General features: G+C 55.3%; 21 protein-coding genes and 1 pseudogene. 6 read left to right on the plus strand and 16 right to left on the minus strand.

Features of this window, described 5'->3' with window-relative positions:
* The 5 genes and pseudogenes from Pla52o_RS11565 to Pla52o_RS11585 all read right to left on the minus strand — a co-directional run.
* Window positions 1-304 (minus strand): annotated as a pseudogene (locus Pla52o_RS11565) (hypothetical protein); the annotation flags it as partial.
* A 158-nt stretch (window positions 305-462) separates the two neighbouring features.
* Entirely contained in the window at window positions 463-2,529 is a 2,067-nt protein-coding gene (locus Pla52o_RS11570) for an alpha/beta hydrolase family protein (protein WP_197169189.1), read from the minus strand.
* Between the two features lie 324 nt (window positions 2,530-2,853).
* Complete coding sequence (locus Pla52o_RS11575) at window positions 2,854-3,192, minus strand: hypothetical protein (RefSeq protein ID WP_146594787.1); 339 nt, start codon at window positions 3,190-3,192, stop codon at window positions 2,854-2,856.
* 35 nt (window positions 3,193-3,227) lie between these two features.
* Window positions 3,228-4,238, minus strand: coding sequence for a DUF1559 family PulG-like putative transporter (locus tag Pla52o_RS11580; RefSeq protein WP_449289961.1), 1,011 nt, complete (start codon window positions 4,236-4,238; stop codon window positions 3,228-3,230).
* 417 nt (window positions 4,239-4,655) lie between these two features.
* Complete coding sequence (locus Pla52o_RS11585; protein WP_231612270.1) at window positions 4,656-5,981, minus strand: tetratricopeptide repeat protein; 1,326 nt, start codon at window positions 5,979-5,981, stop codon at window positions 4,656-4,658.
* Window positions 5,982-6,365: 384 nt separating this feature from the next.
* On the opposite strand from Pla52o_RS11585, the gene Pla52o_RS11590 reads away from it, so the two are divergent.
* Together Pla52o_RS11590 and Pla52o_RS11595 are read left to right on the plus strand one after the other, a co-directional pair.
* Entirely contained in the window at window positions 6,366-8,117 is a 1,752-nt protein-coding gene (locus Pla52o_RS11590) for a ferredoxin (protein WP_146594789.1), read from the plus strand.
* A 456-nt stretch (window positions 8,118-8,573) separates the two neighbouring features.
* Entirely contained in the window at window positions 8,574-9,257 is a 684-nt protein-coding gene (locus Pla52o_RS11595; protein ID WP_146594790.1) for a hypothetical protein, read from the plus strand.
* Between the two features lie 355 nt (window positions 9,258-9,612).
* On the opposite strand, the gene Pla52o_RS11600 is transcribed toward Pla52o_RS11595, so the two are convergent.
* Together Pla52o_RS11600 and Pla52o_RS11605 are read right to left on the minus strand one after the other, a co-directional pair.
* Window positions 9,613-11,292, minus strand: a complete 1,680-nt coding sequence (locus Pla52o_RS11600) for an SHD1 domain-containing protein (protein WP_146594791.1) — start codon at window positions 11,290-11,292, stop codon at window positions 9,613-9,615.
* A 63-nt stretch (window positions 11,293-11,355) separates the two neighbouring features.
* Window positions 11,356-12,624 carry an outer membrane protein assembly factor BamB family protein gene (locus tag Pla52o_RS11605; protein WP_146594792.1) on the minus strand — a complete coding sequence of 423 codons (1,269 nt, stop codon included), beginning with the start codon at window positions 12,622-12,624 and terminating at the stop codon, window positions 11,356-11,358.
* A 172-nt stretch (window positions 12,625-12,796) separates the two neighbouring features.
* Here Pla52o_RS11605 and Pla52o_RS11610 point away from each other — a divergent pair, with 172 nt between their 5' ends.
* Window positions 12,797-13,285, plus strand: a complete 489-nt coding sequence (locus tag Pla52o_RS11610; protein ID WP_146594793.1) for a Crp/Fnr family transcriptional regulator — start codon at window positions 12,797-12,799, stop codon at window positions 13,283-13,285.
* 6 nt (window positions 13,286-13,291) lie between these two features.
* Here the strand turns inward: Pla52o_RS11610 and Pla52o_RS11615 are convergent, their stop codons facing one another.
* Window positions 13,292-14,278, minus strand: a complete 987-nt coding sequence (locus Pla52o_RS11615) for an aldo/keto reductase (RefSeq protein ID WP_146594794.1) — start codon at window positions 14,276-14,278, stop codon at window positions 13,292-13,294.
* A 216-nt stretch (window positions 14,279-14,494) separates the two neighbouring features.
* Between Pla52o_RS11615 and Pla52o_RS11620 the strand changes: the two genes are divergently transcribed.
* On the plus strand, window positions 14,495-15,424 hold the full coding sequence (locus Pla52o_RS11620; RefSeq protein WP_146594795.1) for a glycosyltransferase family 2 protein: 930 nt from the start codon (window positions 14,495-14,497) through the stop codon (window positions 15,422-15,424).
* A 448-nt stretch (window positions 15,425-15,872) separates the two neighbouring features.
* Here Pla52o_RS11620 and Pla52o_RS11625 read toward each other — a convergent pair whose 3' ends face one another.
* Entirely contained in the window at window positions 15,873-16,709 is an 837-nt protein-coding gene (locus Pla52o_RS11625; RefSeq protein WP_231612271.1) for an IS3 family transposase, read from the minus strand.
* Window positions 16,710-16,762: 53 nt separating this feature from the next.
* The gene (locus Pla52o_RS27410) at window positions 16,763-17,044 is read right to left on the minus strand and encodes a transposase (RefSeq protein WP_231612272.1); all 282 of its coding nucleotides are present in this window, start codon (window positions 17,042-17,044) and stop codon (window positions 16,763-16,765) included.
* Between the two features lie 244 nt (window positions 17,045-17,288).
* Here Pla52o_RS27410 and Pla52o_RS11630 point away from each other — a divergent pair, with 244 nt between their 5' ends.
* Entirely contained in the window at window positions 17,289-17,546 is a 258-nt protein-coding gene (locus Pla52o_RS11630; protein WP_146594796.1) for a hypothetical protein, read from the plus strand.
* 125 nt (window positions 17,547-17,671) lie between these two features.
* On the opposite strand, the gene Pla52o_RS11635 is transcribed toward Pla52o_RS11630, so the two are convergent.
* The 5 genes from Pla52o_RS11635 to rpsL form a co-directional block, all read right to left on the minus strand.
* The gene (locus Pla52o_RS11635; RefSeq protein WP_146594797.1) at window positions 17,672-17,905 is read right to left on the minus strand and encodes a carbon storage regulator; all 234 of its coding nucleotides are present in this window, start codon (window positions 17,903-17,905) and stop codon (window positions 17,672-17,674) included.
* Window positions 17,906-18,297: 392 nt separating this feature from the next.
* The gene (gene mtnA / locus Pla52o_RS11640) at window positions 18,298-19,320 is read right to left on the minus strand and encodes an S-methyl-5-thioribose-1-phosphate isomerase (RefSeq protein ID WP_146594798.1); all 1,023 of its coding nucleotides are present in this window, start codon (window positions 19,318-19,320) and stop codon (window positions 18,298-18,300) included.
* Between the two features lie 21 nt (window positions 19,321-19,341).
* Complete coding sequence (gene fusA, locus Pla52o_RS11645; protein WP_146594799.1) at window positions 19,342-21,435, minus strand: elongation factor G; 2,094 nt, start codon at window positions 21,433-21,435, stop codon at window positions 19,342-19,344.
* A 175-nt stretch (window positions 21,436-21,610) separates the two neighbouring features.
* Window positions 21,611-22,081 carry a 30S ribosomal protein S7 gene (gene rpsG / locus Pla52o_RS11650; protein WP_146594800.1) on the minus strand — a complete coding sequence of 157 codons (471 nt, stop codon included), beginning with the start codon at window positions 22,079-22,081 and terminating at the stop codon, window positions 21,611-21,613.
* A gap of 123 nt (window positions 22,082-22,204) precedes the next feature.
* Window positions 22,205-22,570, minus strand: a complete 366-nt coding sequence (gene rpsL / locus Pla52o_RS11655) for a 30S ribosomal protein S12 (protein ID WP_008708955.1) — start codon at window positions 22,568-22,570, stop codon at window positions 22,205-22,207.
* A gap of 400 nt (window positions 22,571-22,970) precedes the next feature.
* On the opposite strand from rpsL, the gene Pla52o_RS11660 reads away from it, so the two are divergent.
* On the plus strand, window positions 22,971-24,110 hold the full coding sequence (locus Pla52o_RS11660) for a hypothetical protein (protein WP_146594801.1): 1,140 nt from the start codon (window positions 22,971-22,973) through the stop codon (window positions 24,108-24,110).
* Between the two features lie 75 nt (window positions 24,111-24,185).
* Here Pla52o_RS11660 and Pla52o_RS11665 read toward each other — a convergent pair whose 3' ends face one another.
* A complete protein-coding gene (locus Pla52o_RS11665) occupies window positions 24,186-24,734 on the minus strand; it encodes a GNAT family N-acetyltransferase (protein ID WP_390620854.1) in 549 nt (182 codons plus the stop codon).
* Window positions 24,735-24,748 lie beyond the last annotated feature (14 nt).

Here is a 24,748-nt window from a genome sequence, read left to right on the forward strand (position 1 = left end):
CTGGAAAGACTTTGAGCCAGCGGAGGGCGACTTCGCTGTCGGTCCAATCGGCCACGACATCGGGCCGGTTGCGGATGATCAGGTGCAGATGGCTACTCATCACGGCGTAGCTAAGCACGTCGATGGCAAGGACCGAGGCCAATGCTTCCATTCGCCTGCGAATCCACTCGCGGCGACAGGAATAATCTTTCCCGGTGGCCGCGTCGACTCCCGCTAGGTAGGCGCGTCGTACACAACGCTGTACAGCATGGACGATACACACTTCATCGGGCGTGAATTGTTCGGCACGAGGCGGTCGCGTCATCGGACACCTCCGAGACTTCGAGGGACGAATCGACTACTGCCATTAGACCCAGCGAACGCGTCATCTGTCAAATTTTGGTGGGTGGCACCAAAATTTGTGGGTGGCACCAAAAGCGTCAAAAGCGGCCGTAACGCTGGGACGCCTTGCCATCAATCACGCTACTGCGCGAGTGTCTTGATCAGAAAATCACCAGCCACTTGTTCGCCATCTTTTCCCACAATGAGCTGGGGAGCTGCTTTGGCAGCCGTCGCTTGGTAACCAGCCAAGACCGGCTCAAACAACTGCTTGCTGCTAGCCTCTGGCATCCCCTTCCCCTTGCCATCGACCGGGCTGGCCCACAACAGAGGACGCGGCGCACACAACGCGGACAACTGGGAAACATCGGCCACCTTCAGAATGTTCGGTGCATAAGCCCACATCGGTTGCGGCAGCGGATCGGCGATCGCCTCGACAAAACTAGCAATCGTCCACTCGGTCACCACGGCGTCGATCTCATCCGAGAGAGCTGTGGCGAGCATTGCAATCAACCCGGCACTTCCACGGCCATAAACAGCAACCTTCCCAAAATCATCCTGACCGGAAAGCGTGCGGGCAGCCACGATCACATCCCAAGCCTGCTGGGCCAACAATGGACGACCAAGCACAATCGCGTCGCTGGCACACTGGTTGGCCTTGACCTTCCCTTCCCCCAAGGCTCGCACGTCGAGCGCCAAAACAGCGATAGGCTGCTCGAGTAATCGGCGAACCGTAGCCGACTCCATCGCCGCCTTCTTTCCGCCGGCGTCGAGAACGATCACCAGTGGCAACGGTCCTGTGGCACTCTCGGGTTGGACCAACAGAGCGGGCACTTCCAGATTGCGTTCGGTTTGGATCGAGAGACGCTTGACGCTGTGACCTTCCCAGGCGAACACTCCATGCTCCTCAGGAGTCGAATTCACCGCGACCGGCTTACCGCCCAAGGTTTCCCAAAGCTGTTTGCGGAGATTTTTTGACCAGGCAGCGTATCCCGCAGAGTCGCTCGGCACGCTCTGATATCCTTGCACCAGACGGTTCGCTTCCTCACGAACCAGCTCGATGTAGCTCTTCGCGTCGGCGGGGAGTTTACCGTCTTTGAAAACGAGAAGATCTTTTGATTCCTTAGGCTCCAGTGCAATCTCGGGTTCGGCAACGGGAGATCCATCGCCACGGCCCTGCAGAAAACGATTGAACCAGCCGTACCCTGCCTCACGCAGCGGCTTCGACCAGCCATGGCCTGCAGGAACATCATGCAAGGCCACGCGGTCAGCTGAATCATAGAGCCCATAAATCTGTTGAGCCCGGCGAATCGTGTCACGCGTTCCAGCAATCGGAAAAATTGGATCCTTTTGGCCGTTGCCTGCCATGAATGGACGCGGCGCGGCGAGCCCTACGAACTGAAACTGTTCCATGTTCCGAGCAATACCGGGCAGATGGTTGCAGATGCAATGATCGCCGCCATCCTTGATCCATGCCTCGTAAGAACACAGGCAGCAGAACGAGGCTCCGGCAGCAAATCGACTCTCGACCGGCATCGCATACATCGTATTCAGCCCGCCGCCTGAATTGCCGGCGATTCCAATCCGCTTTGGATCGACATCCGAACGGGTCTCCAAATAGTCCAGCGATCGGATGCTGTCCCAAAGCATGTAACGCAGATTGGTGTGCCCAACGAGCATCGCAGGGTAGCTGACCGTGTGCGCGTTACCGGGCAATTTCCGTTCGCCTTGCCCCACCGGGTCGTAGGCGAGCACCACGTAACCTTCGCGAACCAATCCGAGCTGCGCGGTGCGGTAGAGATCGTAGTTTTTCCCATCTTCCATGGAATGCCCTGCGGTCACCACGATTGCGGGCATCGGGCCCTCAATGCCTTTGGGCACATAAAGATTCGCGGTCACATAAAAGCCAGGAAAGCTCTGGAAGGCAATGTTCTCGATCGTATAGCCGTCCCGTTCTGAGCGCCCGGTTACCTGGACATTGAGCGGCGTCTTCTCGGGCCACGGCAACAAACCAATCGCTTCGCGCAGGTCGACCGCAAGCGACTCTTTGGCGTTTTCCCAATCCTGTTTCCCCGCTGGATCGATGTGTTGCCGGCTAATCTCCACATTGGCATCGATATTGTATCGCAACGCATTGGCACCGTCGGGCAATCCATCCGGATACACTTTCCACGGATCGGGTTCAGCTGCGAGTGCGAGCGGTGAACTCACGATGACGGCGGATATCAGAAGTGCTAGGCGGACGGTCGTCTGCGATAACCTCATGGTGCTTTTTCTCAAGGGGTGAGTGGGGTGGAGAAGTAGGAAGATCCTGGTCTGAATCAAAACAAGAAACAACAGATCTGCCACAGGGCGACTCGCGGCCTCAGAGGCTAACACGCATCGGTTGTGAATCAGTGGCAGGGGGACGCCCTGTCGCGAGCCCGCCTATTGTAGGGCCTGCCTTATTGTAGGCCTGCCTATGACAGGGCCCGCCTATGACAGAGCCCGCTCGTCTACAGGCTGGTAAAGCCCCAGGCGACGGAGCTGATTAGGCTAGAATTTTTCGGCCATTTCTTTTGCAGTGGCCTTAATTTTCGAGACGTTTCCACGAGGGATCGCCATCAGCTTGGTATAGCCGGCCAACAATTCATCGGCCTTGGCGGGATCCGATTCACGCACCGACTCCAGCCGATCCTGGAGGCCCTCAACCGAGCTATTGAGCTCGCCAGAGGAAGCGATTTCTTCGAGCACAGCCTTAGCCAGCTGAATGGAACTGGGCGGCTCAACCGCCACCCCTTGCTCGCGTCCATCACATCCAACCAATGCGCTCATTAACAAAACACAACAAATCAATCGAGCCAACATCAACTCCGCTCCAGAAAACCAAGGCATACATAATACAGGGATAAAACGCTACGACACAGAAACTACGGTAGCGTCACAACTTCGCTACCGTTGCGAGACCCTAAACCGTGATACAGTTGAAGGTTGATGGTTTCAGTCACGAAGCGTACCGAAGCATCCGCCAAAACGTGATGCACGCCGCCGGGATGTCGACTTCGAGCCGGGAACACTCCCTTGCTGTCCCCCGCCCCACAGGTTGTGCAAGGCATGCAACTGGGATGCTTCCAGTTGGGCGGTGCAACGGTGTTGAAGACGGTATAGATAAAGACGGGACGTCCCCAACGATAGCCATAGTAGCTGGTGTGATTGTTGCTTCCCGCAGCACAGGCTTGCCCATACGCTTCCAGTTGGGCATCGGTAATCGGACCTTGTTGAGTCGACTCGTTGGCCGTCCATGGCTGGGCGCGAACGAGGTCTGTCTTTTGGCGATAGGTGCCATCGTCCCCATCACCGGTGAGATGCTCGCCGAGCATGATCGTGTTGGAGGTACCATCGGTAATCATTGCAAATTTGGTAGGGATATCCATTCCAAACACGCCATTGCGCCGTGACTCGTCAATGGTCCAGCCGATATTGGAACCCGCAGAGACCGAATAGCTCGAACTACCGCGGACACTTGCACTTGGAAACGGAAGGTTCGACGGACAGGAGAACGCAGCTAGCGGCGTGTTGGCAACCACGTTGTCCACCGTCGGGCTGATCGGTAGATAGAAATCTCGAGAAACCGTCTTGATTTGGTCATACAGCGCCTGCTGTTCGATGAAGGGGAGCAGCGAGATCAGCGGCCCGTAACCTTGAAAGTCCAGAGCGGAAGGATTGCCCGCCTTTTGCCGATAGGGCGGGAACGCCTGAAACGTGTCGTGGTAGTTGTGCGCCGCCAACCCCAATTGCTTCAAGTTGTTGGAACATTGCATCCGTCGCGCCGCTTCGCGTGCCGCTTGAACTGCAGGCAATAACAGGCCGACCAAAACTCCAATGATGGCGATAACAACCAACAGTTCTACGAGGGTAAAACCTCGTGGCATGCGACGCATTCTCATACTTGGTATTCCAGAAACATGTGATACCGACACGACAAACCATGCCAAGCTCGAAAGCCAGCCATGACGCTAGTGGGTCAGTAAGAGGTAGGATGGCGGTCGGTCTGACGAACGGCCGATCTGATGAACGGCGGGCTCAATTCACCGACGAGAGGGAGGTATGGGGCGAGTCTACTACCGGACTTCACATTGTCAACACCTCAGCAAGCGCCTAAGGACAGCTTGAAAAACGACTTGCAGCGTCACGTCTATCCAACGGAAAGTTTGAGTGCCGCGTGAATTTCCGATGAATTCCCCGATGCGAAACTTAGGAATTGGGGTGCTGAATTGCCAAAAACGTTGGGTGCAATGTTTCGAAGTCACCCAACAAACCCCACTTCGCCACCCCGCCAAAAAAGGGGGGCAGCACTTTTACTTCTCTTTCACGTCCGCGGCGGCGTCGTCTTCTTTCGCAGCGGCCGTTTCGGTGCCTTCATCGGCTTGCTCTGGATTCGCCGAAAAAAGCTTTTTGTCCTGATAACGGGCGAGCAATTTTTGAGCAAAATCCTTGCTCGCTGCCGGTGCTTTTTCGACAACTTTTTCCTGCCAACCTATCGCTTCTTCAAACTTGCCGTCCGCAGCAAATGCTGCGGCAAGCGCCGACAAGTCGCCAAGATTGTTATAGTCGCTCACTTCACAGGCGGCCTTTGCCGATTCAATCGCCTTGGCGGGATCTCTCCATTTTGGGTCGTCGGTGGTGGCTAGCAGCCAAGCTCGGTTCTGCAGAGCTAAACCGTATTGCGGAGCGAGCTCAATCGCTTTTTCGTAGTCGGCAATGGCTTCGGCGACGTTGCCTAACTGAAACTGGTTGTAGCCACGATTGTTATAAGCCACCGCGGATTCGGGGTGCAGTTCGATCGATCGTGAAAAGTCCTCCACGGCGGCTTGGTGTTTGCCAAGCTGAAAATAGACGTAGCCGCGCCCCGTGATCGCATCGATATCATGCTCGTTGCTCGCCAAGATGGTGTTGAAGTCTTCGATGGCACGATCAAGCTTGTGGATTGCTTTCCATGCCATCGCTCTTTGCCGCAACAGGGATGCGTTCCCCGGCTTTTTCTGTAACGCAAGCGTGTAGTCGTCGATCGCATTTTCCACATGCCCTCGGGCCATATGAACGGCCGCCCGATTGACCAGCGGTGCAATCCCTTCGGGATCAAGCTCCAATGCTTTCCCGTAATCTGCGATCGCTTTGTCAAAGTTGCCGATCGACGCGTTGAACAAGCCGCGACTCGAGTAAGCGTGGGGCTCTTCGTAGCCGACCTTGATCGCTTGATCAAAATCCTCGAGCGCTTTCTCGGTTTTCCCAAGGGCCCACCATGCCGAGGCACGCAAGGTGAAGAAACGTCCTTCCTCGGGATGTTGCTCGATCAGCTCCGTGTAAATGTCCGTCGATTCGGCCAAGCGAACGGCGTTCACTTTATCGACGGCACCTCGCGATCCGTCATGAGTGACGATCACATAATCCTCGTCACGCTCTTCGACAACGGTCAATAAATCCCCTTTTTCAATCACGTTGGTGACTTTGTCGTCGGCGGTCAATTTCATCTCCACCCGCGCAACGACAGGTTCTTCAGGAGGCGCCGCTGACAAAGCGTCCGAGCGAACCGCCATTCCGGCGAGTGTCAAGCAACCGCAAGCGGCGAGTGGTCCCAGACGACCGAAACGAATCACTTTCAAAATCGGTTTTAACGTCTTCACGAATTAAATTCCTAAAAAAGCAGGGGAAATGGAACTAGCGAGCAAGGTTTCCGGCGACAGCACGGCCTGGGGGTCTGATCGAAGCTAGTTCACAATCCGCTGTTTCGAATGCGTTAAAACCGCTTTCCAGCATGTTTTTTCGAAAACTTTTCTGGAGCATCCCGTTTCGCGTTTTTTGCGAAGGCAAGGAAAAGAAGGCCGCTTCCCCGTGCGGAAGCCCAAACCAAGGGGTCTAAAATTACCATTTTTTTCGGTGAGAAGGATTGTAACTTCGATTCCTCTATCTAGTCTTGAACGCACCGCTCGGGGGGCCAACAAATAACCTGAGCATATCGTGCGCAACATTACCTACCCTTTTTCCCAGAGTTTTGGAGAGTGACAACTGTGAAGTGGCTTGCAAATTTCCTGATTGCGTCTGCGACGTTGGTAACAGCCAACGTTTCCCAGGCGGGCAACTGCCTTCCCTTTGGTGGATGCAGTGATCCTTGTGCTGGTGGCGTGTGCCATACGTCTGCGGGCAGTGCCGGAGCTAACGGCCTCGCAGCGTGTTCCGGTGTCGGCTGTGGAACCGTGCTTGGTTCCCATGCCGCGGCGAACTCCCTCGGTGGCGAAGCGATCTGCACTCCAGTGACAAACTACCGTGTTGTCCTGGTACCTAAATATGTAACCGAATCACGCGTGATTTGTGTTACCGAGAATCGCAACGAAGTTCGTCAGCGTACCAAAACGGTTTACAAAACCGTTCCGGTGACCGAAGAACGCTATCGCACCAAGGTGGTGAACAATCCCGTCACCGAGACCAAGACCATTGAGTACAGCGTGCTGGTCCCGGAAAAATCCGAAAAGACCGTCGAAGTCACCGAATCAGTTCCCGTTTGGGTCGAAGTCCCCGAAGAGTACTCCGTGCGCGTGCCGGTTCTCGTCGAAGTCCCCGAGAACTACACCGTCAAGGTTCCTCAGCTTCAAGACACCCCGTTCACGTACACCGTGAGTGTTCCTCACGCGGTAACCGAGCAACGCATGCATACCGTGGTCAACGCGGTTCCGGTTTCGAAAACACGCACGATCGAAGTGTGCGTGCCAAAGACAACCATGCAAATGGTCACCAAGGACTATGGTCACTGGGAAGAGCAAGTCGTTGCGGTTGCATCGGGCCCCGCGGCGAGCGGCAACGGCTACGGCAATGGTTACGGCAACGGCATGATGGGCGGATGCGGTTCCGCGTCCGTCGGCCGCGGACATGGTTGCGGAAGCCATCGTGGACGATGCAAGCTAGGACGCGGACACTGCTCGTCGAGCTGCGGCTCGGCTTGTGGTAGCTCAGCTTGCGGTAGCTCGGCATGTGGTAGCTCGGCGTGCGGCCATGGTGCTTCCATCGCCGGCGCCGGATGCGGTTCGGCGGCTGCTGCGGGGACCACCACAAAACGCGTTTGGGTTCCCAATGTGATCACGGAACAAGTGCCCGTTTCGAGCATGACGACGCGTTCACAAGAAGTTAGCTATACCGTTTACGAGCAACAGAGCGAGCAAGTTCCTTACGAATGCACCAAAGTCGTGTATCGTCCCGAAACTCGCACGGGGACGAAAAAGTCGGTTGTCTACGTCGACGAAACCCGCACTCGTATGCGTAAAGTAGTCAAGTACAACGACGAAATTCGCACTCGCATGCGAAAAGAACTTAACTACACAACGGTAACCAAGACCGAAACGATTCCTCACGTCTCTTACCGCACCGAACAACGCACCAAGGACGTTAGCTACACCTACAACGTTCCTGAACACGTTGTTGAGCCTTATACGGTGACTCGTTACGATCGCATTGCCGAAGAGCAAGTCGAAGAGTACACCGTATGCGTTCCTGTTGTGGTGACCAAAGAGCAAAAGGTTCAAGTTTGCAAGATGGTTCCAAGCTTGGTCGAAGAAGTCATCAACCTGTGCTGCGACACTCCTGCGGGTGTATCGTCCTGTAACGGATGTGGCAACGGTTCGGCCGGATGTGGCGATTGTGGTGCCACCTCAGGCTGCAGCTCATGTGACAAAGGTTGTGGCAAGCGTGCTGGTTGCAAACTAATCGGCAAAGCTGCCGGTTGCAAATCATGCAACAAAGCTGCCGCCTCCTGTGCTTGTGGAAGCTAGTCTGCTGAATCAATGAACGCGGTTTGATTCCTTCAACCGCAGTTACCTTTCGAAACCGCCGCTGGCAAACGATTTGCCACCGGCGGTTTTATATTGCGCGGCCAAAACACCATCACAACGCTCCATCGGCTTGTAGCGACCGCGATCCCAGGCGGTGCACCGGTGAACGTGAACCGGCGCGGCGTTCACCCGCGGGCGAACGTAATAGCCGGCTCTCCGTGCCAGGTCCGCGAGTTTCTAGGAAGCTTGACACCTCTTTTCTTCGTCATGTGCCGGTTGGTTGGATTGTGCACGGTACGAATGATTGGGTTGGAGAAAGATTATCAGATCAAGTTAGACAACGATTCCCGCTGGACTAAGTTCAAGTGAAGCACGCGGGGGGCACAGACACCCTCCAGCCACTCGTGTTCAGGAAACGAATACCATCCCCACAGTTCCTTTTGGAGTATCTCAAAAATGACATTTCCTTTTTCGCTCAAAAACCTTGTTGCCTGCCTGACCGTTACCGCGATTTCGGCTTCCGCACTCAGCCTCCCTTCGGTAGCTGATGAAGAAGTCAGCAAAGAGGCGGTTGCCAAAGCAGAAGTAGTAGCCAAGCCCGCTCCGGCTGCCAAACCCGCAGCGGTTGCCAAACCGGTCGAAACAAACACGGTCCGCCCGTTGAGCGTCAGCGTCGACCTGATGAGCAAGACGGTCATCCAGGGCACGTTGACCGACACCACCCAACTCGACATGCAGACCTCGTTTGGCGTTGCCAACATTCCACTTTCGGAAGTCGCCGGGATCCGTTTTGCTTCGGCCTCCGACGCTTCGACCACGGTCGTGATGCTCAACGGTGACTCGATTACCGGTGCAACCGATGTCAAACTGGTTACCGTTGAAACCGAATGGGGAATCGCAACGATCAACGGCAGCAGCATTGGTTCGATCTTGTTCGTTCCCGGTGTCGACTGGAATCCCCAATCCGGTCTGAACGGCAAACGCTGGAACTTGGCCAACGAGCCTAAAGAGCCCGCTGCAGCCAAAACGCCTGCCAAAGCAACCGCTCCACGCGCCACCGCTCCTGCAGCTCAGAACGGACGGATTGTTTACCCCAATGGTACCACCGTTCAAGCAAGCCAATACTATCGCGGTCGATAGTTTAAGCTCACCATCGTGATAACGATCAGGCTGGCGTTTCCCTCCCAGGAGACGTCCAGCCTTTTTTTGTTGCCCCATCCAAGTCGTTACGTTGTGCCACGTGAGCTGGATCGCCCGCCTCGACTTGCCGCTGAGGGAAGCGAGAACACAGTGGTTCGTAGATCTTGAGCGGCTCGCAATTTTGCTGTGGTGAAGATCGAGTCGCACCACATCAGTGCCATGGAGGTGAACCGGCTACGGCGATGAGCGCCGGCGGCGCTGGCGGTTGGACCAATTTTGATGGGTGGCACCAAAATCGAAAACCGAAAGTCGGCTTACAACGACGCTGGCTCCCCTGATCCATTTCGATGAAGCATTACGGCTCGAACGGATTTTTGATTTTGGCGCGTTGTTGCTGAAGTTCACGCAGAAAATCCTTGTCCGTCTCACTTAGATTCACAATCGGCACGGTGACTTCGCGATTGTCCGCCCGTTTCAACACGACGCTAGCCCCCTCGATGCGAAGCAACGCCGCATCAACCTTGAATTGACCGCTCGCATCGGACCAGGTGCGTGCTGGCGAGCTCGGTTGGTGGGTGGTCGCAGGCTTGTTCGGCTGCGGCAATTCTTCGGGGGCAAGTTGGATTTTTCGGCGGGCAACGATAATCTTGCGATTGCCACCGCCGCGAAGCTCGACGCGGACTTGCCCATCAGTCTGAATCTCTTGGACCATTGCCGGTTTCCAGAATGGCCCATGCTCATTGACTTGAACGATTTGCCCGACGTACAACGTCGTCAGCAAATTGACTTCGCGTTTGGTACTGTCGACCACACCGCCGCGGTCGTATGCCGATTTCAGGCTTGCGATTCGTTTGTAATCGGCATCCCAATGAGACATTGCATTCTCGGCAACTTTGCGAAGTACCGCATTGTCGCTGGCGAGCAGCGGTTTGATCGCTGCGACAATGTCGAGATCGGGATCCTTGAGATTTTTCCGAGCCAACTCGGTCAACGTCTTGACTTGGCGTGTCACTTCCCCCGACGTGAGCGACTGCAGCGCATCCGCTTTCTGTGTTTCCGTCAGTGGAGTCTCTGCTTCGGCCTTGGCTTTGTCAGCAGCCATCGCACGCTCCTCGGCACGTCTTTTCGCCTCGGCTTCGATCGCATCGAGCTCGGCCTGCGACAAACGCTCGTACTTCATCGTGATCGGCAGCGTCGTGGTCGAGTTTTCGCGTTTCGCAATCAGCTTGTAAACAAAGTCAATTCCCGCTGGCATATTCTCGGACTTGTCGAACGTCCAAGTCCCCGAACCGGACATTTCAAAGGCGACCCCCTCCCCCGTTTCAGGCATCTTCAACTGGTATTCTTTTTGAAACAAAACCAAGTTGTCTTGATGCCGCAATAACTCGAAGCTTGTCGTTTCAACCGCGGCGCGTAAGGTTTCATCTTCATTGCGACCAAACGGATTGAATCCGTGGGGGCCAAAACCTCCGGGACCAAACCGATCTTGGCGATCCTTTTGCGTGACTGCGACCCCCGAGTCGACCTGCCATTGCTTTGGATCGGTTTCGGGCAGCGGTTCAAAGGGAATCAGCGAGACATTGCCAAGCAGAAATGGCAATTGGGAATCACGCACCAATTCAATGACTTCGCCGCGCGATGACAAAGTGATTTCATTGGTGGTTTGAGTGGTGCCAGCAAAGGCGGGTCGCGAAAACGGACTGGGGATCGATGGAGGGAATGATCGGAAACCGGGCGGACGTCGCATCCCGCGATGATCCGCCTTGACCGTTTTTGATTCCGACAATCCCCCGCGATACGTCAATTGGATCTGGTCTCCGTTTACGCTTCGAATCTGATAATAGGTGATCCCTTTGTAATGTGTCGCTTCGCTTCCGTTATCGACGCTGATCTCAAAACGATAGGCGAATTTGGAATCGGGTTTCGGTTGGTAGCGAAGGGCTTGGCCAGCCGCAGGCGACGGTGCCATTCCCAGTGCGAACAGAGCTAAAACCGTCAGAACGTGGTGGGCACGACTTCGTAGCGAGTCAATCATGAAGCACTCTTCGCGGCGTCTGGGGTTTCGAACGAAAAGAAGAAGTGTTGATTCTAAGTATTTCTACTGCGAGATGCGGTACAGTGCGTTTGCCGTGCGAAGCAAAAGGGAATCTTCACATACGCCCAGCGATGCGAGGGTCCGTTCTTCGATCGGATTGGTGGCCAGAACCTCGAATTCGCGACCGGCGCGGACGACCGTGGTGACTCCCTCTTCATTGGTGAAATAGATACGGTCTCGGGACAGCAACAGCGACGCAGAAAAGTTACCCCCGATCCGTTTTCGATAGACGATTTTTCCGGTTTCCGCTTCGGCGCACATCCCGATCCCGTCATCGCTGACCCAGTAAATCAATCCCTCGTGAGCGACGATGGACGGAGTATGGGAAACGCTCTTGTTCGTCTGCCACTGAACATGCGTGTCGGTGACAAGACCTTGTCCGGTCGGCCGGATCGCCAACAACTTGCTGGTTTCATAACACGTTGCCACAAAAACAATCCCTTGGTGATAAACCGGTTTGGGGATCACGGAATATCCGTCATAACGAACTTCCCAAATCGTCTGGCCAGTTTCGGGATCCAATGCGCTGACGCTATCACTGCCTGGAGCGATGACTTGCTTGACGCCATCCACCTCGATCAGCGTAGGAGTGCCGAATGAAAACGTGCGTTTCGAAAGGACGGGTCGCAGCGATTGCCAAGCCAGTTCCCCGGTATCGGCGTGAAGTGCGACGACCTTGGGTTCCTTGCCACCATCACAGGTAAAGATCAAATGATTCCCGACCAGGATTGGGGTTCCGCCATTGCCATGTTGAGGATTGAAGTAGAAGTCGCGATTGGTCCAAACGATCTCGCCATCGGTGCTCAAGCAAGCGGTGCCTTGGTAACCGAAATGGACAAAGATGCGATCGCCATCGATGATCGGCGTCGGACTCGCATGACTGTTCTTGGCATGCATTTTGGCGGGGCGTTGCTCGGTTTGCTGCATCACCGGAATCGACTTCAAACGCGTTCCCGTTTTTGCATCGATGATCAATAGCGTTAAAGAGAATGTGTTGGCCTCCTTGTCCCCGTCCTGCTCGGATGGCTCTGCAATCGCGGTCGTGACGTAAATGCGTCCGTTGCTGTAGACCGGACTGGACCACCCTTTGCCAGGCAACTCGGTCCGCCATTCAATGTTTTCCTGCACCGACCAACTCAGCGGCAACGAAACATCAGGAGGGACGATTCCGTCTCCCGTCGGGCCACGAAACGTTGGCCACGGTTCATCACTGTGAACGTAAGTTCCCATCCAGAACGTCAACAACAACAGGGCTCGGAGCACAATAACCATCGATCGTCCATAGGAAAGAGGACTCAATGAAAGGGGAAAAGGATGCCCCATTGTAGTCCTCCGGCAGGTTGCGGAGTGGTGACGCGACAAATAAAAGGTGCAGTTGAAATACAGCGTGCTACAATCGTGGCAGTATCGCTGCTGCCGAGTCGATTGGGGAGGATTGAATTCAATGACGGAAGCGCAAGCTAAACTACTTCGCCAAATGGCCGTCTTCGGAGGCTTGAAGAATGAGTCGTTGGCGCTGATTCTCGCAGAATCACTTACGCTCACATTGGCAGCCGAGGATTACTTTTTCCACGAAGGGGATGCGGGAGAATCGCTGTTTGTGATCGAAACCGGGACCGTTTTGATCCAACGTCGCTGGAGAAACGAAGCGATCGTACTTGGGCGTTTGGCCAGCAGCGATTGCTTTGGCGAAATGGCGCTGATTGACTTCCAATCTCGCTCGGCGTCCGCGAAAGCGGAGTGCAACACTTCCGCGATCGAAATTCCACGCAGTGCCCTGCGAGCACTTTATCGAAGCGATGTCGAACAGTACGCCATCATCATGATGAATTTGGGCCGCGAGGTCAGTCGACGATTGCGTCTGGCCGATGAATGTCTGTTCCAATTACAGCAAGACCACGGGATCAAAACGCCGTTTGCTAGGACCGTTTAAATACGACTACTTGCCGGAGTACCAGATACCGCGATGCCAATGGTGTCGTCGCAACCGTGTCAACGCTTCGCTGGGCAAGTCTCGCAACTGGCTAGTGCGAGTATTTTGCTCGACTTGCTTTACCGTTCGCATGCCGGCAATCACCGAACTGACTTCGGGCCTTGCGAGCACAAATTTCAAGGCAACGTCGGCGGGAGTGTAAATCTCGGTGAGTCCCAGCATCTCGATGTCGGATTGGATCTCAGCCACTCGCGCGGCGGTGCGTTGCATCCGATCGCCTGCGAAATATTGATGACGGAAATCATCTTCGGGAAAGACGTGCTCGGGGCCGTACTTGCCCGTCAACGATCCCTCATCCAGTGCCACTCGAACAATCACCCCCGTGCCGGTTTCCGCCGCCACGGGCAAAATTTGCGCTGCCGCTTGCTGGTCAAATAAGTTGAAGATCACCTGAACCACATCGACAAGCCCATTGCGCATCAGTTGAACGACACAATCCTGGTCGTGCTCGGGAGTGCTCACCCCGATCAGATTGATCTTTCCTTCGTCTCGCATTTGTCGCAGTACGAGCAGGGGTTGCGGGTCGTCATTCCAAGCGCGGGTCCAGGTGTGCAATTGAAGTAGATCGATTCGGTCGACACCGAGATTCTTCAAGCGATCATTGACATTCTCCCTCAGGTAGGCTGCGGAATAGCGATCCTGCCAACGACAATAGGGACTCGGCGGCCAGACCCCAGGACTCGGAGGGGTCTTGGTGGCGACAAACACTTGCTCGCTGCGATCCTTGAGTGTGCTGGCGATTAAGGATTCGCTATGCCCATCTCCATAACCGGCGGCGGTATCAATAAAGTTCACCCCCCGATCGATTGCGGCATGCAGCGACTTGATCGATTCCTCGTCGCTTTGCTTCCCCCATTGTCCACCGATCGCCCACGCACCAAAACCAATCTCAGAGACCTTGGGACCCTCGGGGGATAGCGAACGTGTATGCATCACTGAGCTTCGTTTTGGATTAATAGGTAAGATTTGCGGGTTGGTGAATGATTGCATACCAACGGAATGCTGGCTTTGAATCTTTCTCGCTCTGTTGCAGCGAAGATCTCATCTTCAGGCGATGGTTCTACCGAAAAGTAAGTCAGACGGCGAGTCGGTCGTCGTAATGTCTTGAAAGCTGGCGTTCAAGCCGGCATTCTTTCTTGAGGTGGTTCGGTGCCAAATATTTCTCCGATCCCGCGGCTTACGATCGTGGTCCCCGTGACGGAAGATCTACAATCTTTCGAAACCAGTTTGATCAGTGTTTTAGAACATCAGCCGAGCGGCTGTGAAGTGATTGTCGCACACGACGGGACTTATGAAGACCCGTTCGATTTAGGCGATGAGGTTCATTTCGTTTCCGCTGACTCGGCAGAGACTCTAGAACTGATCGCTGCAAGCGCCTCGGTAGCCCGCGGTCGATTTGTTCATGTGTTAAGTGGTGGCTTTAAGGCAACCGAAGGCTGGGTCGACGCCGCTCTCGAAAAATTCGAACATCACGATGTCGCTGCAATCGCTGCGGTCGTTCGTGATGAGAGCGAGGGCGCAATCGCAGGAGCCGGTTGGTTTGATAGTGCCACCCGACTTTGCCAGCCGGTGGGTGCATCGCAAACCAAACTCGATCGCCGAGGGGTCGCCAAAACGGATGGCGTCTTCATCGAAGCATCGTTTTGGCGACGCGACGTACTGCGAAACGCTTGTCATTGCTACCGAGGAAGTGACTTGCTCGAATTCTCGTACGCCAGCGGACTTGCCGTAAAACAAGCCGGTTGGCGATGCGTGACCGCAGAACAATCCGAATTGACTTCGGATCGCCAACACCCCCAATGGAACGACGCCTCGTTTCGACGCGGCCAACGCCTGTGGGCAATCCGGCAAACCGCCTGCAAAGATCGCAGCAGTTTTAAAGACGGATTTCGTGCGTTGCTTGGCAACCTTGCTCGCCCGTCCCGGATCGGTGAGTCGATTGGCCAGATGGCGGGTAGTTTTGCGGCTACCGAGATGAAACGACGCATTCACATCGACGAAATCACGCCGATGGAAGAGGGCGAAGCGATCCTCTCGATGCCAAGTCGCTCCTTCAGCCCCGCGCGTCGCGCCGCATAGTCTCGCGCATCGATTCGCAGGCTCACTCGAGCCTGGTGGGGCAATTGCAATACCCCTTATTTCACTGCTGCAGGACAACCTTTGTCCTCCGCAGGGCGGGTTACGTGACGATTCCTAGACCGACGCATCCGCTTTGAAATTGGGCAATTTCAAAATGCCGAAGGCACGACAGCTTTTTGCGTGGGGCGAACTTCAGCCCCAGCTTTTTCTGGTCTTGAGCCGATTGCAGCATGCGCCCGCCAGCAGTCGAATCATCTGGGCCATGAGCATCTGGGCCATGAACTTCTAGCCCATTATCGTCTGGGTCAATGCCGAGCCGATGACACCGAATCGTGGACGCACGGGGGGGGGCGTCCAGCAACTGCGTTAATCGACTGTCACTGTTAACTGTCAGTGTTAACTGTTGAGATGCCCCCATTTTCTGTACCAGGCGTTATGAAAGATTGGGTTAGGAAACAGAGAGGGGGAATTCGCAGTGCTGCTGGAGTGAGGCCGTAGGCCGAACGGAAGCAGCACTGCGAGACGCGAACTCGGTGGGCGTCAAGTAGCCAAGCGAACTGTGTGGGCGACGTGTGTTGAAATCCTCACGCCAAGCCCGTACCTTCAGCCGTGCGTCGGCTTCATTGATCAAGTCCGTTTGATGCAGGTACTCCTCACGAAGGCGACTGTTGAAGCTCTCGCAGACGCCGTTCTGCCAAGGTGAACCTGGTTCGATGTAAAGGATCTCGACGCCGATCGTCGCAAGCCACTGCTTGATGGCGGTCGAAATGAACTCGGGGCCATTGTCGCATCGAAGGCGTTTGGGAACGCCGTGCATCGCGAAGAGCTCCGCCAGCGTGTCGATCGCATCTTCGCTGGTGATGCTGCGTCCGACCTTGATCATCAGGCATTGTCGCGTGTACTCGTCAACGATGTTCAAGAATCGAATCGTTCGCCCATCAAGCGTCGAAGACTGTACGAAGTCCCATGTCCAGACGTCGTGGACAAACGCTGCAGCTTTAACGTCGCACGCGTTGCCCCGGACACCCGTAGCACGCTTTTTACGGCGTTTTTGCGGCACCTTCAGTCCAGCGGCTTTCCAAAGTCGGTACATCTTTTTCATATTGATGGTCTCACCGTCGAGGCGAAGAAGCTGGCAGATACGTCGATAGCCCCAGCGAGGACGCTCGCGAACAAACTGAAGAATCCGCTTGGTCAAACGTTCGTCTTCGTCTTTGGGTTTCCCCTCAAATCGCTGACTCGATCGCGGTTGATCGAGCACGCGGCAAGCACGTCGCTCAGACACGTCAAACTTCTGCTGAAGCTCCTGCACAGCCGCGCGTCGCGATTGAGGGCTCGTCAGTTTCCCTTGGTGATTTCCTTCAGCATCGAAATGTCCAAAGCTTGGTCGGCCACGATCTTCTTGAGTCGGTTGTTTTCCTCTTCAAGTGCCTTGAGCCGCTTGGCCTCTTCGCTCTTCATGCCACCGTACTGGCTGCGCCAGCGACTCAGAGTGGCTTCGCTGACTTCGAGTGCCTGCAGCACTTCGCCAACGCTCTTGCCGGCGGCCAGCATGGCGTCGGCATCACGCAACTTCTTGATGATCTGTTCGGGTGAATGTCGTCGTCGTTTCTTGCTCATGGAAAATCCTCGGCCGGAATTGGCTCTAGACTTTCATAACATGTGGATCAGGATTTGGGGAGCATTCCACAGTCACTGTTAACGGGCACTGTTAACGGGCACCTTTTGCAGGCACGGTTAACGGGTTTGCACAATCTCGAATCGCCTCACTTTCAAGGCGTACGGCGAATCGCAAGGGCAACCGCACAACGGCGCACTTTGGCTAACGTTCTCGATGGGCCATGTATCGATGGGCCACGTGTCGATGGGCCACGTACGTTCCAGCCATTCCGGCGACACGTTTTCCAATCATGCGTTGGTAAACCGAACACTCAAGCCCCCGGCAAATCGCTGCAAATCGACCAACGGTACGCTGCTACCGCGTCGTCAAGCGAAGTGGAGCCATGGACACATCGTTGCCAATGCCAACACCGGCGGTCTGCGTGCAAACGCTTTTCGGTTGATCGCTGTCGTTGAACTTCCCGATCAAGCGTTACATGCAGCGGGCGTTACCGATGCCTAACATTACCCCTGTCTAACATTACCGATGACTAACAACAGGCACGTCTAACAGCAAGCATGACCTGGAGTATGCACAAACCTTCGGTGGCGTTTCACTGGTCGCGGATCATGGGCACGGGTATCGCTCTAACAATCCGGTTTGCTAGCAACTGAAACGTTTTGCTCTTCCATGATGATCGTCATGGGAGCGGTACCTCGTGGAGAAACTTCTTTACGGTCCAACTCACCACGAACAATCCGTACTTCGCGTGGTGCTTCAATTCCGATCGCAACTCGATTCGAAGAGATTCGATTGATGGTCAAAACGATGTTATCACCAATCAACAGTTGCTCACCTTCTTTTCGGCTTAGAACTAGCATTGTCTTCATTCCCTGACTTTAGGTTGAACTTCGTGAATGTCTTGTCTGTGGTACATTTTCTGTGCCAATCACGCTCACATTCTTCAGATAAGCTCGATCGCGTCAGCTAACTTGAGCGAAACTCAATAAAAAGCGGAAATCCACTGATGATTGATTCCATCTTTTGCTTTAGCGTTGCGATCGATTACTTACCAACATGATCACGTAACGGTCGGGTTGTTACCGAAAATGATATGACCGTCTCGATTTGAGACTGAGCGAGGACTCTTCCTCGGCTCGACATTAAGAGTATCTGCGGGCGCTGTGACACGTTTGGTCACGCGCGTTTGAGAAATTCAAGAATTCTCAAACTGGCTACATCCGCTGTTCGCACGCCGCGGAAAACCGCGAGCTCACCACCCCAATTGCGAAGCAAGCTTTTCTTGATTGGGTTCTGCAATGATCCCCTTCTCAGTCACAATCGCGGTGATCAGATCGGCGGGGGTGACGTCAAAAGCAGGGTTGATCACCTTGGCAGCGTCAGGAACCAGTTGCACGCCATAGGGGCGGGCTACTTCGTCACGATCGCGATGTTCAATCGGAATCAATGCACCATCAGCGAGGTGGCGATCAAACGTGCTGGAGGGAGCGGCGACGTAAAAGGGAATCTGGTGATAGCGTGCTAGCACCGCCAGCGGATAGGTACCGATTTTATTGGCGGCATCTCCATTGGCGGCGATGCGATCGGCGCCCACGATGACCGCATCGATCTGGCCGCTCTTGAGCAGACTGCCCGCCATCGAATCGGTCAATACCGTCACGGGAACTCCCGCCTCGGCCAGTTCCCACGCGGTCAAGCGTGCACCTTGCAAAAGCGGACGCGTCTCATCGGCAAAGACCTCGATCGCGTGTCCCGCGGCGTGCAAATGATAGATCGGCGCGAGTGCGGTTCCCCACATCGAGGTTGCCAATCCGCCCGCGTTACAGTGGGTGAGCACCCGGTGGCAATTCGCCAACAACGTCGCGCCGTGACGTCCGATGTCACGACACATCTGACGATCTTCGTCGTGGATTGCCGTCGCTTCGCGGAGCAATCGCGCCGCCAACGGTTCGTCTCGCGGCACCGAATCGATTACCGCTTTCATACGGTCGAGCGCCCAGAACAGATTGACCGCGGTAGGGCGACTTTTGGCGAGATGGTCAATCGCATCGTAATAGCTTTGCCGCGAGACCGATCCATCGGGATCACGGGCCAAGAGGACTCCGTACGCCGCTGCAATTCCGATCGCCGGAGCCCCGCGCACGACGAGTCGCTTGATCGCGTCAAACGTCTCATCGACGCTCTGGCATCTCCGTATCACCAACTCGGCGGGGAGCCGAGTTTGATCAATCAGCTCGAGGCATCCATCGGTAAACGCAAGTGTCTCAGTCATCATCGGTCGATCCGACGTTGCAAGTTAGAATTGGAAGCTTTCGGCATCGACTTTGGGCGCGGGTTGGTAGCTATGAGGTTCCATGCTTCCACCGGCTCGGCCTTGGCTCAAACTACGCACCGCACTGGAGTAGCCAAACAGTTCTTTCAGCGGCGCGTGAGCCGTGATCACCGTCATCGCTCCACGCGTTTCGGTCGACGCGATTAGGGCACGTCGCTGCAGCAAATCACCGACGATCTCGCCCATGTAATCTTCGGGCGTGGTGACTTCGATTCGCATCACAGGTTCAAGCAAAATCGGTCCCGCGGCTTGCAAGCCTTTGTCGAATGCATCTCCCGCCGCGATGCGAAAGGCCACTTCATCACTGCCATCCTCGTGAACTTCGGCATCGTAAACTTCGATTTTCACGCCCGACAATGGGAAACCTGCGATCAATCCGCCACCTTCGGCACGCTGACGCAATTCTTCAATCGCCGCGGCACGCGCATTTCCCTGCAAGGGACACTCCGCGGGCAATCGATCAAACACAAGCACTGGAGCCGCACTATCTTCAAGCGCGGAGACGCGAACCTTCAAACGCCCAAACAAATGGGTCGCCCCAATTTGGCGATTGCATTGACCGACGACCTCCGCATTGCCGCTGATCGTCTCGCGGTAATTCACTCGTGGCTTATAGAACTTGACGTTCAATCCAAAATCGCGTGTGAGCCGATGCTGAATCACTTCCAAATGAAGTTCGCCCATCCCGCTAATCAATGTCTGGCCAAGCTCTTCATTCTCAACGGCATGGAACGTCGGATCTTGCCGGCGAAGCATTTCCAACGTCTCTTCAAGCTTCTTCCGATCAGCGGTATTCTCAGGCTCAATGGCCATCGACAACACACTCTCGGCGAACTTAATGCTCGGCAATTCGATCAGCTCTTTGGTATCACAGACGGTGTCACCCGTGATCGCAAAACGAGGCCCGATCACGCAGCAGATATCGCCTGCACCGACCGATTCAATTTGGCCGTCGCGTTCCTTTTTGGTGGCATGGATTTGCCACAATTGCGCAATATTTTCTTTCTTGTCTCGATTGGGACAATGGACGCGCGAGTTCTGCTTTAGCTCGCCGCTGTAAACGCGGATCCAATAGTTGTCGCCGGTTTTCGCGGGCAGAATCTTGAACACCAAGCCACAAAACGGCTCTTTCGAATCCGGTTTTCGCAGCAGCACTTTATCGGGACGTTTTGGATCAACTCCTTCGACCGGGGGACGATCGAGTGGACTTGGCAAGTAGTTGCCCACCCCGGTCATCAGCGGCTGGACACCGATACCGTGCAGTGCTGAGCCGCAGAACACAGGTTGGACCTTCATCTCGATACAGCCTTTGCGAAGCGCCGCGATGATCATCTCGCGAGGCACCGGCTTCTCGTCCATCCCCAACATCATCGCTTCGTCATTGAGTTCGTAAACGACCTCCAGCATCTGCTCGCGCCATAGCAAGGCTTCGTCAAGCAGGTCGGCGGGAATCTCGGTCTCCGTCACCTCTTTCCCTTCGGTCTCGGGATCAAATTCGAGCAGCTTCATATCCACCAGATCGATCACACCGCGGAACGGATTGCTGGTGTGCGCGGGCCCTTGGCCGACGGGCAATTCCACAGCGACCGGACGACCTCCGAGTCGGGGAGCAATGTCATTAAAGACCGCCTCAAAGTTGGCTCCCTCGCGATCCAATTTGTTGATAAAGACAATGCGGGGAACACCGTACTTATCTGCTTGACGCCAAACCGTTTCGCTTTGCGCCTCGACCCCTTCGCGAGCCGAAAAGACCGTGACCGCACCATCGAGCACGCGCAAACAACGTTCGACTTCGGCGGTAAAGTCAACGTGCCCCGGCGTATCGAGCAAATTGATAGAGAATTGATTCCAGTTGTACTTTACACAGGCACTGAAAATCGTGATCCCACGCTCTTGTTCCTCGGGGTCATCATCGGTGTCCGTCGTGCCATGATCGACTCGCCCCATCCGATGTTTTGCACCGCTCAGATAAAGCATGCGTTCGGTCACGGTCGTCTTACCGGCATCGATATGAGCGATGATGCCAATGTTACGAATTTTCGATATGTCGAGAGCCATCAGTCTCGTGGGGTGTTTCTAGGATAGAGGAAAACGGCTTCAGCTTTACATGCAGGCCAACGACAAGGTTCACTTGCGTTAAAATCCTACACTAGCGCATGAAAAACCGCGACACGGTGTAATGCACACCGTATCGCGGTACATGTATTTCGTTCGACGCTGGCGTGACTTGGAACTACCAAGCGAAGTGAGCAAACGCCTTGTTCGCATCTGCCATACGGTGCGTGTTTTCACGCTTGGTGTAGGCCACCCCTTCCTTCTTGTATGCCGCCAAAAGCTCATCGGCGAGCTTGACGTGCATCGGACGGCCCTTCTTGTCGCGAACCGCGGCAAGCAACCAACGAATCGCCAAGCTTTGTTGACGACTACGATTCACTTGCATCGGCACTTGGTAACTCGCACCCCCGACTCGCTTGCTGCGAACCTCAATATAAGGCTTGATGTTTTCGAGTGCCGCTTCGAAGATTTCGATTGGCTCCGCATCAGTGTTGCGTTTGCCAACTTCTTCTAGGGCGTCGTAGAAAACTCGCTGAGCGGTGGTTTTCTTGCCATCGAGCATCAGACAATTGATGAACTTGCCCGCCAGGATCGACCCATGCTTTGGATCGGGCTTGAGCGAGGTACGGCTAGCTGTAATACGTCCCATGTTTGGTTTCGGTAAGTCGTTGGGGAATCGCGGCCGAGAGGCAGTATCGGCTGGCAAATCCGTGAAATGGATCTAAACGGTAAAATCTCGAAGCGAGTGAGTTTGTGAGCTTAACAGCACAAACTATTTCTTCGCACCGTAGCGGCTTCGAGATTGCTTGCGGCCATCAACGCCCAATGCGTCACGCGATCCGCGGACCACTTGGTAGCGAACACCCGGCAAGTCACGAACACGTCCACCACGTACCAAGACGATCGAGTGCTCTTGAAGGTTGTGACCTTCACCTGGGATGTAAACGGTCACTTCTTTGCCGTTGCTTAAGCGTACACGGGTGATCTTCCGAAGAGCCGAGTTAGGCTTCTTAGGAGTCATCGTACGAACCTGCAAGCAAACGCCCTGTTTCTGTGGGCACTTTTCGAGCACAGGCGACTTGCTTTGGCTTTTCTTTAGCTTACGTCGCTTGCGGACGAGTTGATTGATGGTTGGCATAGAAAGTGTTTATGGATCGTTTCGTCGGGCCTTGAATCATTACGAAGCAGCAAGTATCCGTTTTGCGAGGACGCTGTCAATAGCATCTCGGCAAGAGATGCCCAGGAAATTTGGGTTGGAATGAGAAATGCCCCTAGAATTGCCCCTCCGCCGTCTTTGCGGACGACGACACCCGCAAACGGGACGTCTGGGACGACCAAAACATGAACAAATGTCCTCCAGCACAATCCCCCGGCCTAATTAAACTTCCTAAACCTCCACGCCCCGAGCGACCTCCACGCCCCGTGCGAAACCTCCAGGCCCCGAGCAATACGAGCAGCAGGAGACCATAGCGTCACTTGCATACGCCCGCCCCCCCCACTGCGGCCCCCCTCATCCCTTTGATCCGAGAGAGACCACGATGAACGATTTTACATCTCAACGCTTTGCCACGGGAACGGGCGTTTTTCGAAAGATTGCGTTGCTCTCATTAGGCATCATCGTTTCGTGCAGCGCCGCAGGAACGGAGGAAGCGTCGGCCCAGCTGATCCAGATCGGCCGTGGGTATGGTGGCAGCGTCCGCGTGCGCGTGCCATTTGTTTCGGTTGATGTTGCCCCCGGAGGCTCCACTCGCGTTCGCGCCCCGTTCACTTCGGTCGATACCGGAGGCTACGCGAGAGCGTACTCGCCGTATCGATACCGCAGCCCCGCTTACCGCAGCCCCGCTTATCCAAATTACGCCTATCCACCTGTCGGGGCTTACGATCGAGGCATCCCGAGCGATTCGTTCTACTCCCCAGCCCCGAGGAACGGCGTATATGGTCACTACGCCCCCGAGTATCACTACGCCCCCGAGTACCTTGGCTCGAGCGGTGCCCATGATCGGGCGGGCTACAGGACTCTCGCTCCGGTCACTCCCGATCGTTCCGACTCCGGCTCGAGCGAAGCAACTCGTGATGAGCAGAGCCGCACCTATGGAAACTCCATCATTGCTTCGGCGACCCCCGCGCCGATGATCAACGGAAATCCCGACTCTCCCTTGCAAAGCGAGCCACGCAGCCCTCTCTCCCCTTCGGCGGCTCTGGACTCCTCCGCACGCGGCTCCGGCAATGCACTGCGTAGCGCCGCAATTCAACTTCAGCAAAGCCTTGCCACACGCAATGACGACGGGGAGATCTGGAGCGACTACCTAGCCCCTTCGGAAATCGTTCGCTTGATTGATTCAGGACAAGCAACCCCTGAAAAGCTAGCCGAGCGACTTCGCAATTACCGGGGCGTCGCGTCGAACCCCGAACTTGCCTGGCTCGCATCGATGCCTGGCTTTGCCGAAACACGCGTATATTTAGAAACCCAAGCTGCGTTGAGCGGAATCCGCGAACGATCGCCGAGCGCCGACACAACGGAGTCTTCGCGAGCATCATCGTTGTCAACGGAACCCCTGTTGATCCCCGTTCCCGAGCCCGATTTTGACGCGATCGATTCGCCTTCGCGACGCCCCACACCGGCGGCGCCGCTTGAGCCCGCAGAAGAGAAAGAGGCGGGAACGTCGACCGGGATCTAGAGCTTTCTCAATTTTGAGGTAGCAAATGTCGCTCGGCGGTGGACCGCGTGCTTGCGAACGCAGCGACGATAAGTATCAGTCGCTATGGGGATGGCGAGGCCGCAATTGACAGAAAAAGGCCTTCTTCTGGTCAGGCAATGAATAATCAAAGCCACAATTTTGAAAGAACTCTTCCGACGAACTGATCGCCATCACTTCCATCACGCCGAGCTCACGAGCTCGCTGCACACAATGATCGACCAGCATTCGGCCCACTCCGATGTTTCGGCATTCGTGGTGAACCGCCAAGCTGAGCAACTCGGCGAGCTTGGCGCTGTAGATTTCTACGGCGGCGAAACCGAGGCATTTTTCCACCCCGTTCTCGCTGCGAACCGCCATAAAACCGTGGCGAGTCAGCTCGATCACCTCCGCCTCGGTGCGTGCCAGCAACAGCCGCTGAGCCACGTAGGGACGCAGCAACGCATGAATCGCGTCAGCATCGGTCGGCAAGGCCTTACGAATCGTGACGCCTTCGAGCAGCGAGGGGATGGGCTTACCTGCGGCATCCAATTTACCAGTAGCGGCTGCACCCGGCTTTGCCGCTGAGAGCGCTGGTTTTTCCGATGAATCCTGCGTCACGATCACTCCTTATGGCGCAA

The organism is Novipirellula galeiformis (assembly GCF_007860095.1).
GTDB classification, from domain to species: domain Bacteria; phylum Planctomycetota; class Planctomycetia; order Pirellulales; family Pirellulaceae; genus Novipirellula; species Novipirellula galeiformis.

What these genes read in the sequence shown, in the direction of transcription:
- Pla52o_RS11605 (WP_146594792.1), bottom strand. Translation starts at nt 12,624, where the DNA reads ATGGTTATTGTGCTCCGAGCCCTGTTGTTGTTGACGTTCTGGATGGGA.
- Pla52o_RS11615 (WP_146594794.1), bottom strand. Translation starts at nt 14,278, where the DNA reads ATGCATACACGTTCGCTATCCCCCGAGGGTCCCAAGGTCTCTGAGATT.
- Pla52o_RS11575 (WP_146594787.1), bottom strand. Translation starts at nt 3,192, where the DNA reads ATGCCTTGGTTTTCTGGAGCGGAGTTGATGTTGGCTCGATTGATTTGT.
- Pla52o_RS11580 (WP_449289961.1), bottom strand. Translation starts at nt 4,238, where the DNA reads ATGCGTCGCATGCCACGAGGTTTTACCCTCGTAGAACTGTTGGTTGTT.
- rpsG (WP_146594800.1), bottom strand. Translation starts at nt 22,081, where the DNA reads ATGGGACGTATTACAGCTAGCCGTACCTCGCTCAAGCCCGATCCAAAG.
- Pla52o_RS11630 (WP_146594796.1), top strand. Translation starts at nt 17,289, where the DNA reads ATGGGCCACGTACGTTCCAGCCATTCCGGCGACACGTTTTCCAATCAT.
- Pla52o_RS11595 (WP_146594790.1), top strand. Translation starts at nt 8,574, where the DNA reads ATGACATTTCCTTTTTCGCTCAAAAACCTTGTTGCCTGCCTGACCGTT.
- rpsL (WP_008708955.1), bottom strand. Translation starts at nt 22,570, where the DNA reads ATGCCAACCATCAATCAACTCGTCCGCAAGCGACGTAAGCTAAAGAAA.
- fusA (WP_146594799.1), bottom strand. Translation starts at nt 21,435, where the DNA reads ATGGCTCTCGACATATCGAAAATTCGTAACATTGGCATCATCGCTCAT.
- mtnA (WP_146594798.1), bottom strand. Translation starts at nt 19,320, where the DNA reads ATGATGACTGAGACACTTGCGTTTACCGATGGATGCCTCGAGCTGATT.
- Pla52o_RS11660 (WP_146594801.1), top strand. Translation starts at nt 22,971, where the DNA reads ATGAACGATTTTACATCTCAACGCTTTGCCACGGGAACGGGCGTTTTT.
- Pla52o_RS11600 (WP_146594791.1), bottom strand. Translation starts at nt 11,292, where the DNA reads ATGATTGACTCGCTACGAAGTCGTGCCCACCACGTTCTGACGGTTTTA.
- Pla52o_RS27410 (WP_231612272.1), bottom strand. Translation starts at nt 17,044, where the DNA reads ATGAGCAAGAAACGACGACGACATTCACCCGAACAGATCATCAAGAAG.
- Pla52o_RS11610 (WP_146594793.1), top strand. Translation starts at nt 12,797, where the DNA reads ATGACGGAAGCGCAAGCTAAACTACTTCGCCAAATGGCCGTCTTCGGA.
- Pla52o_RS11635 (WP_146594797.1), bottom strand. Translation starts at nt 17,905, where the DNA reads ATGCTAGTTCTAAGCCGAAAAGAAGGTGAGCAACTGTTGATTGGTGAT.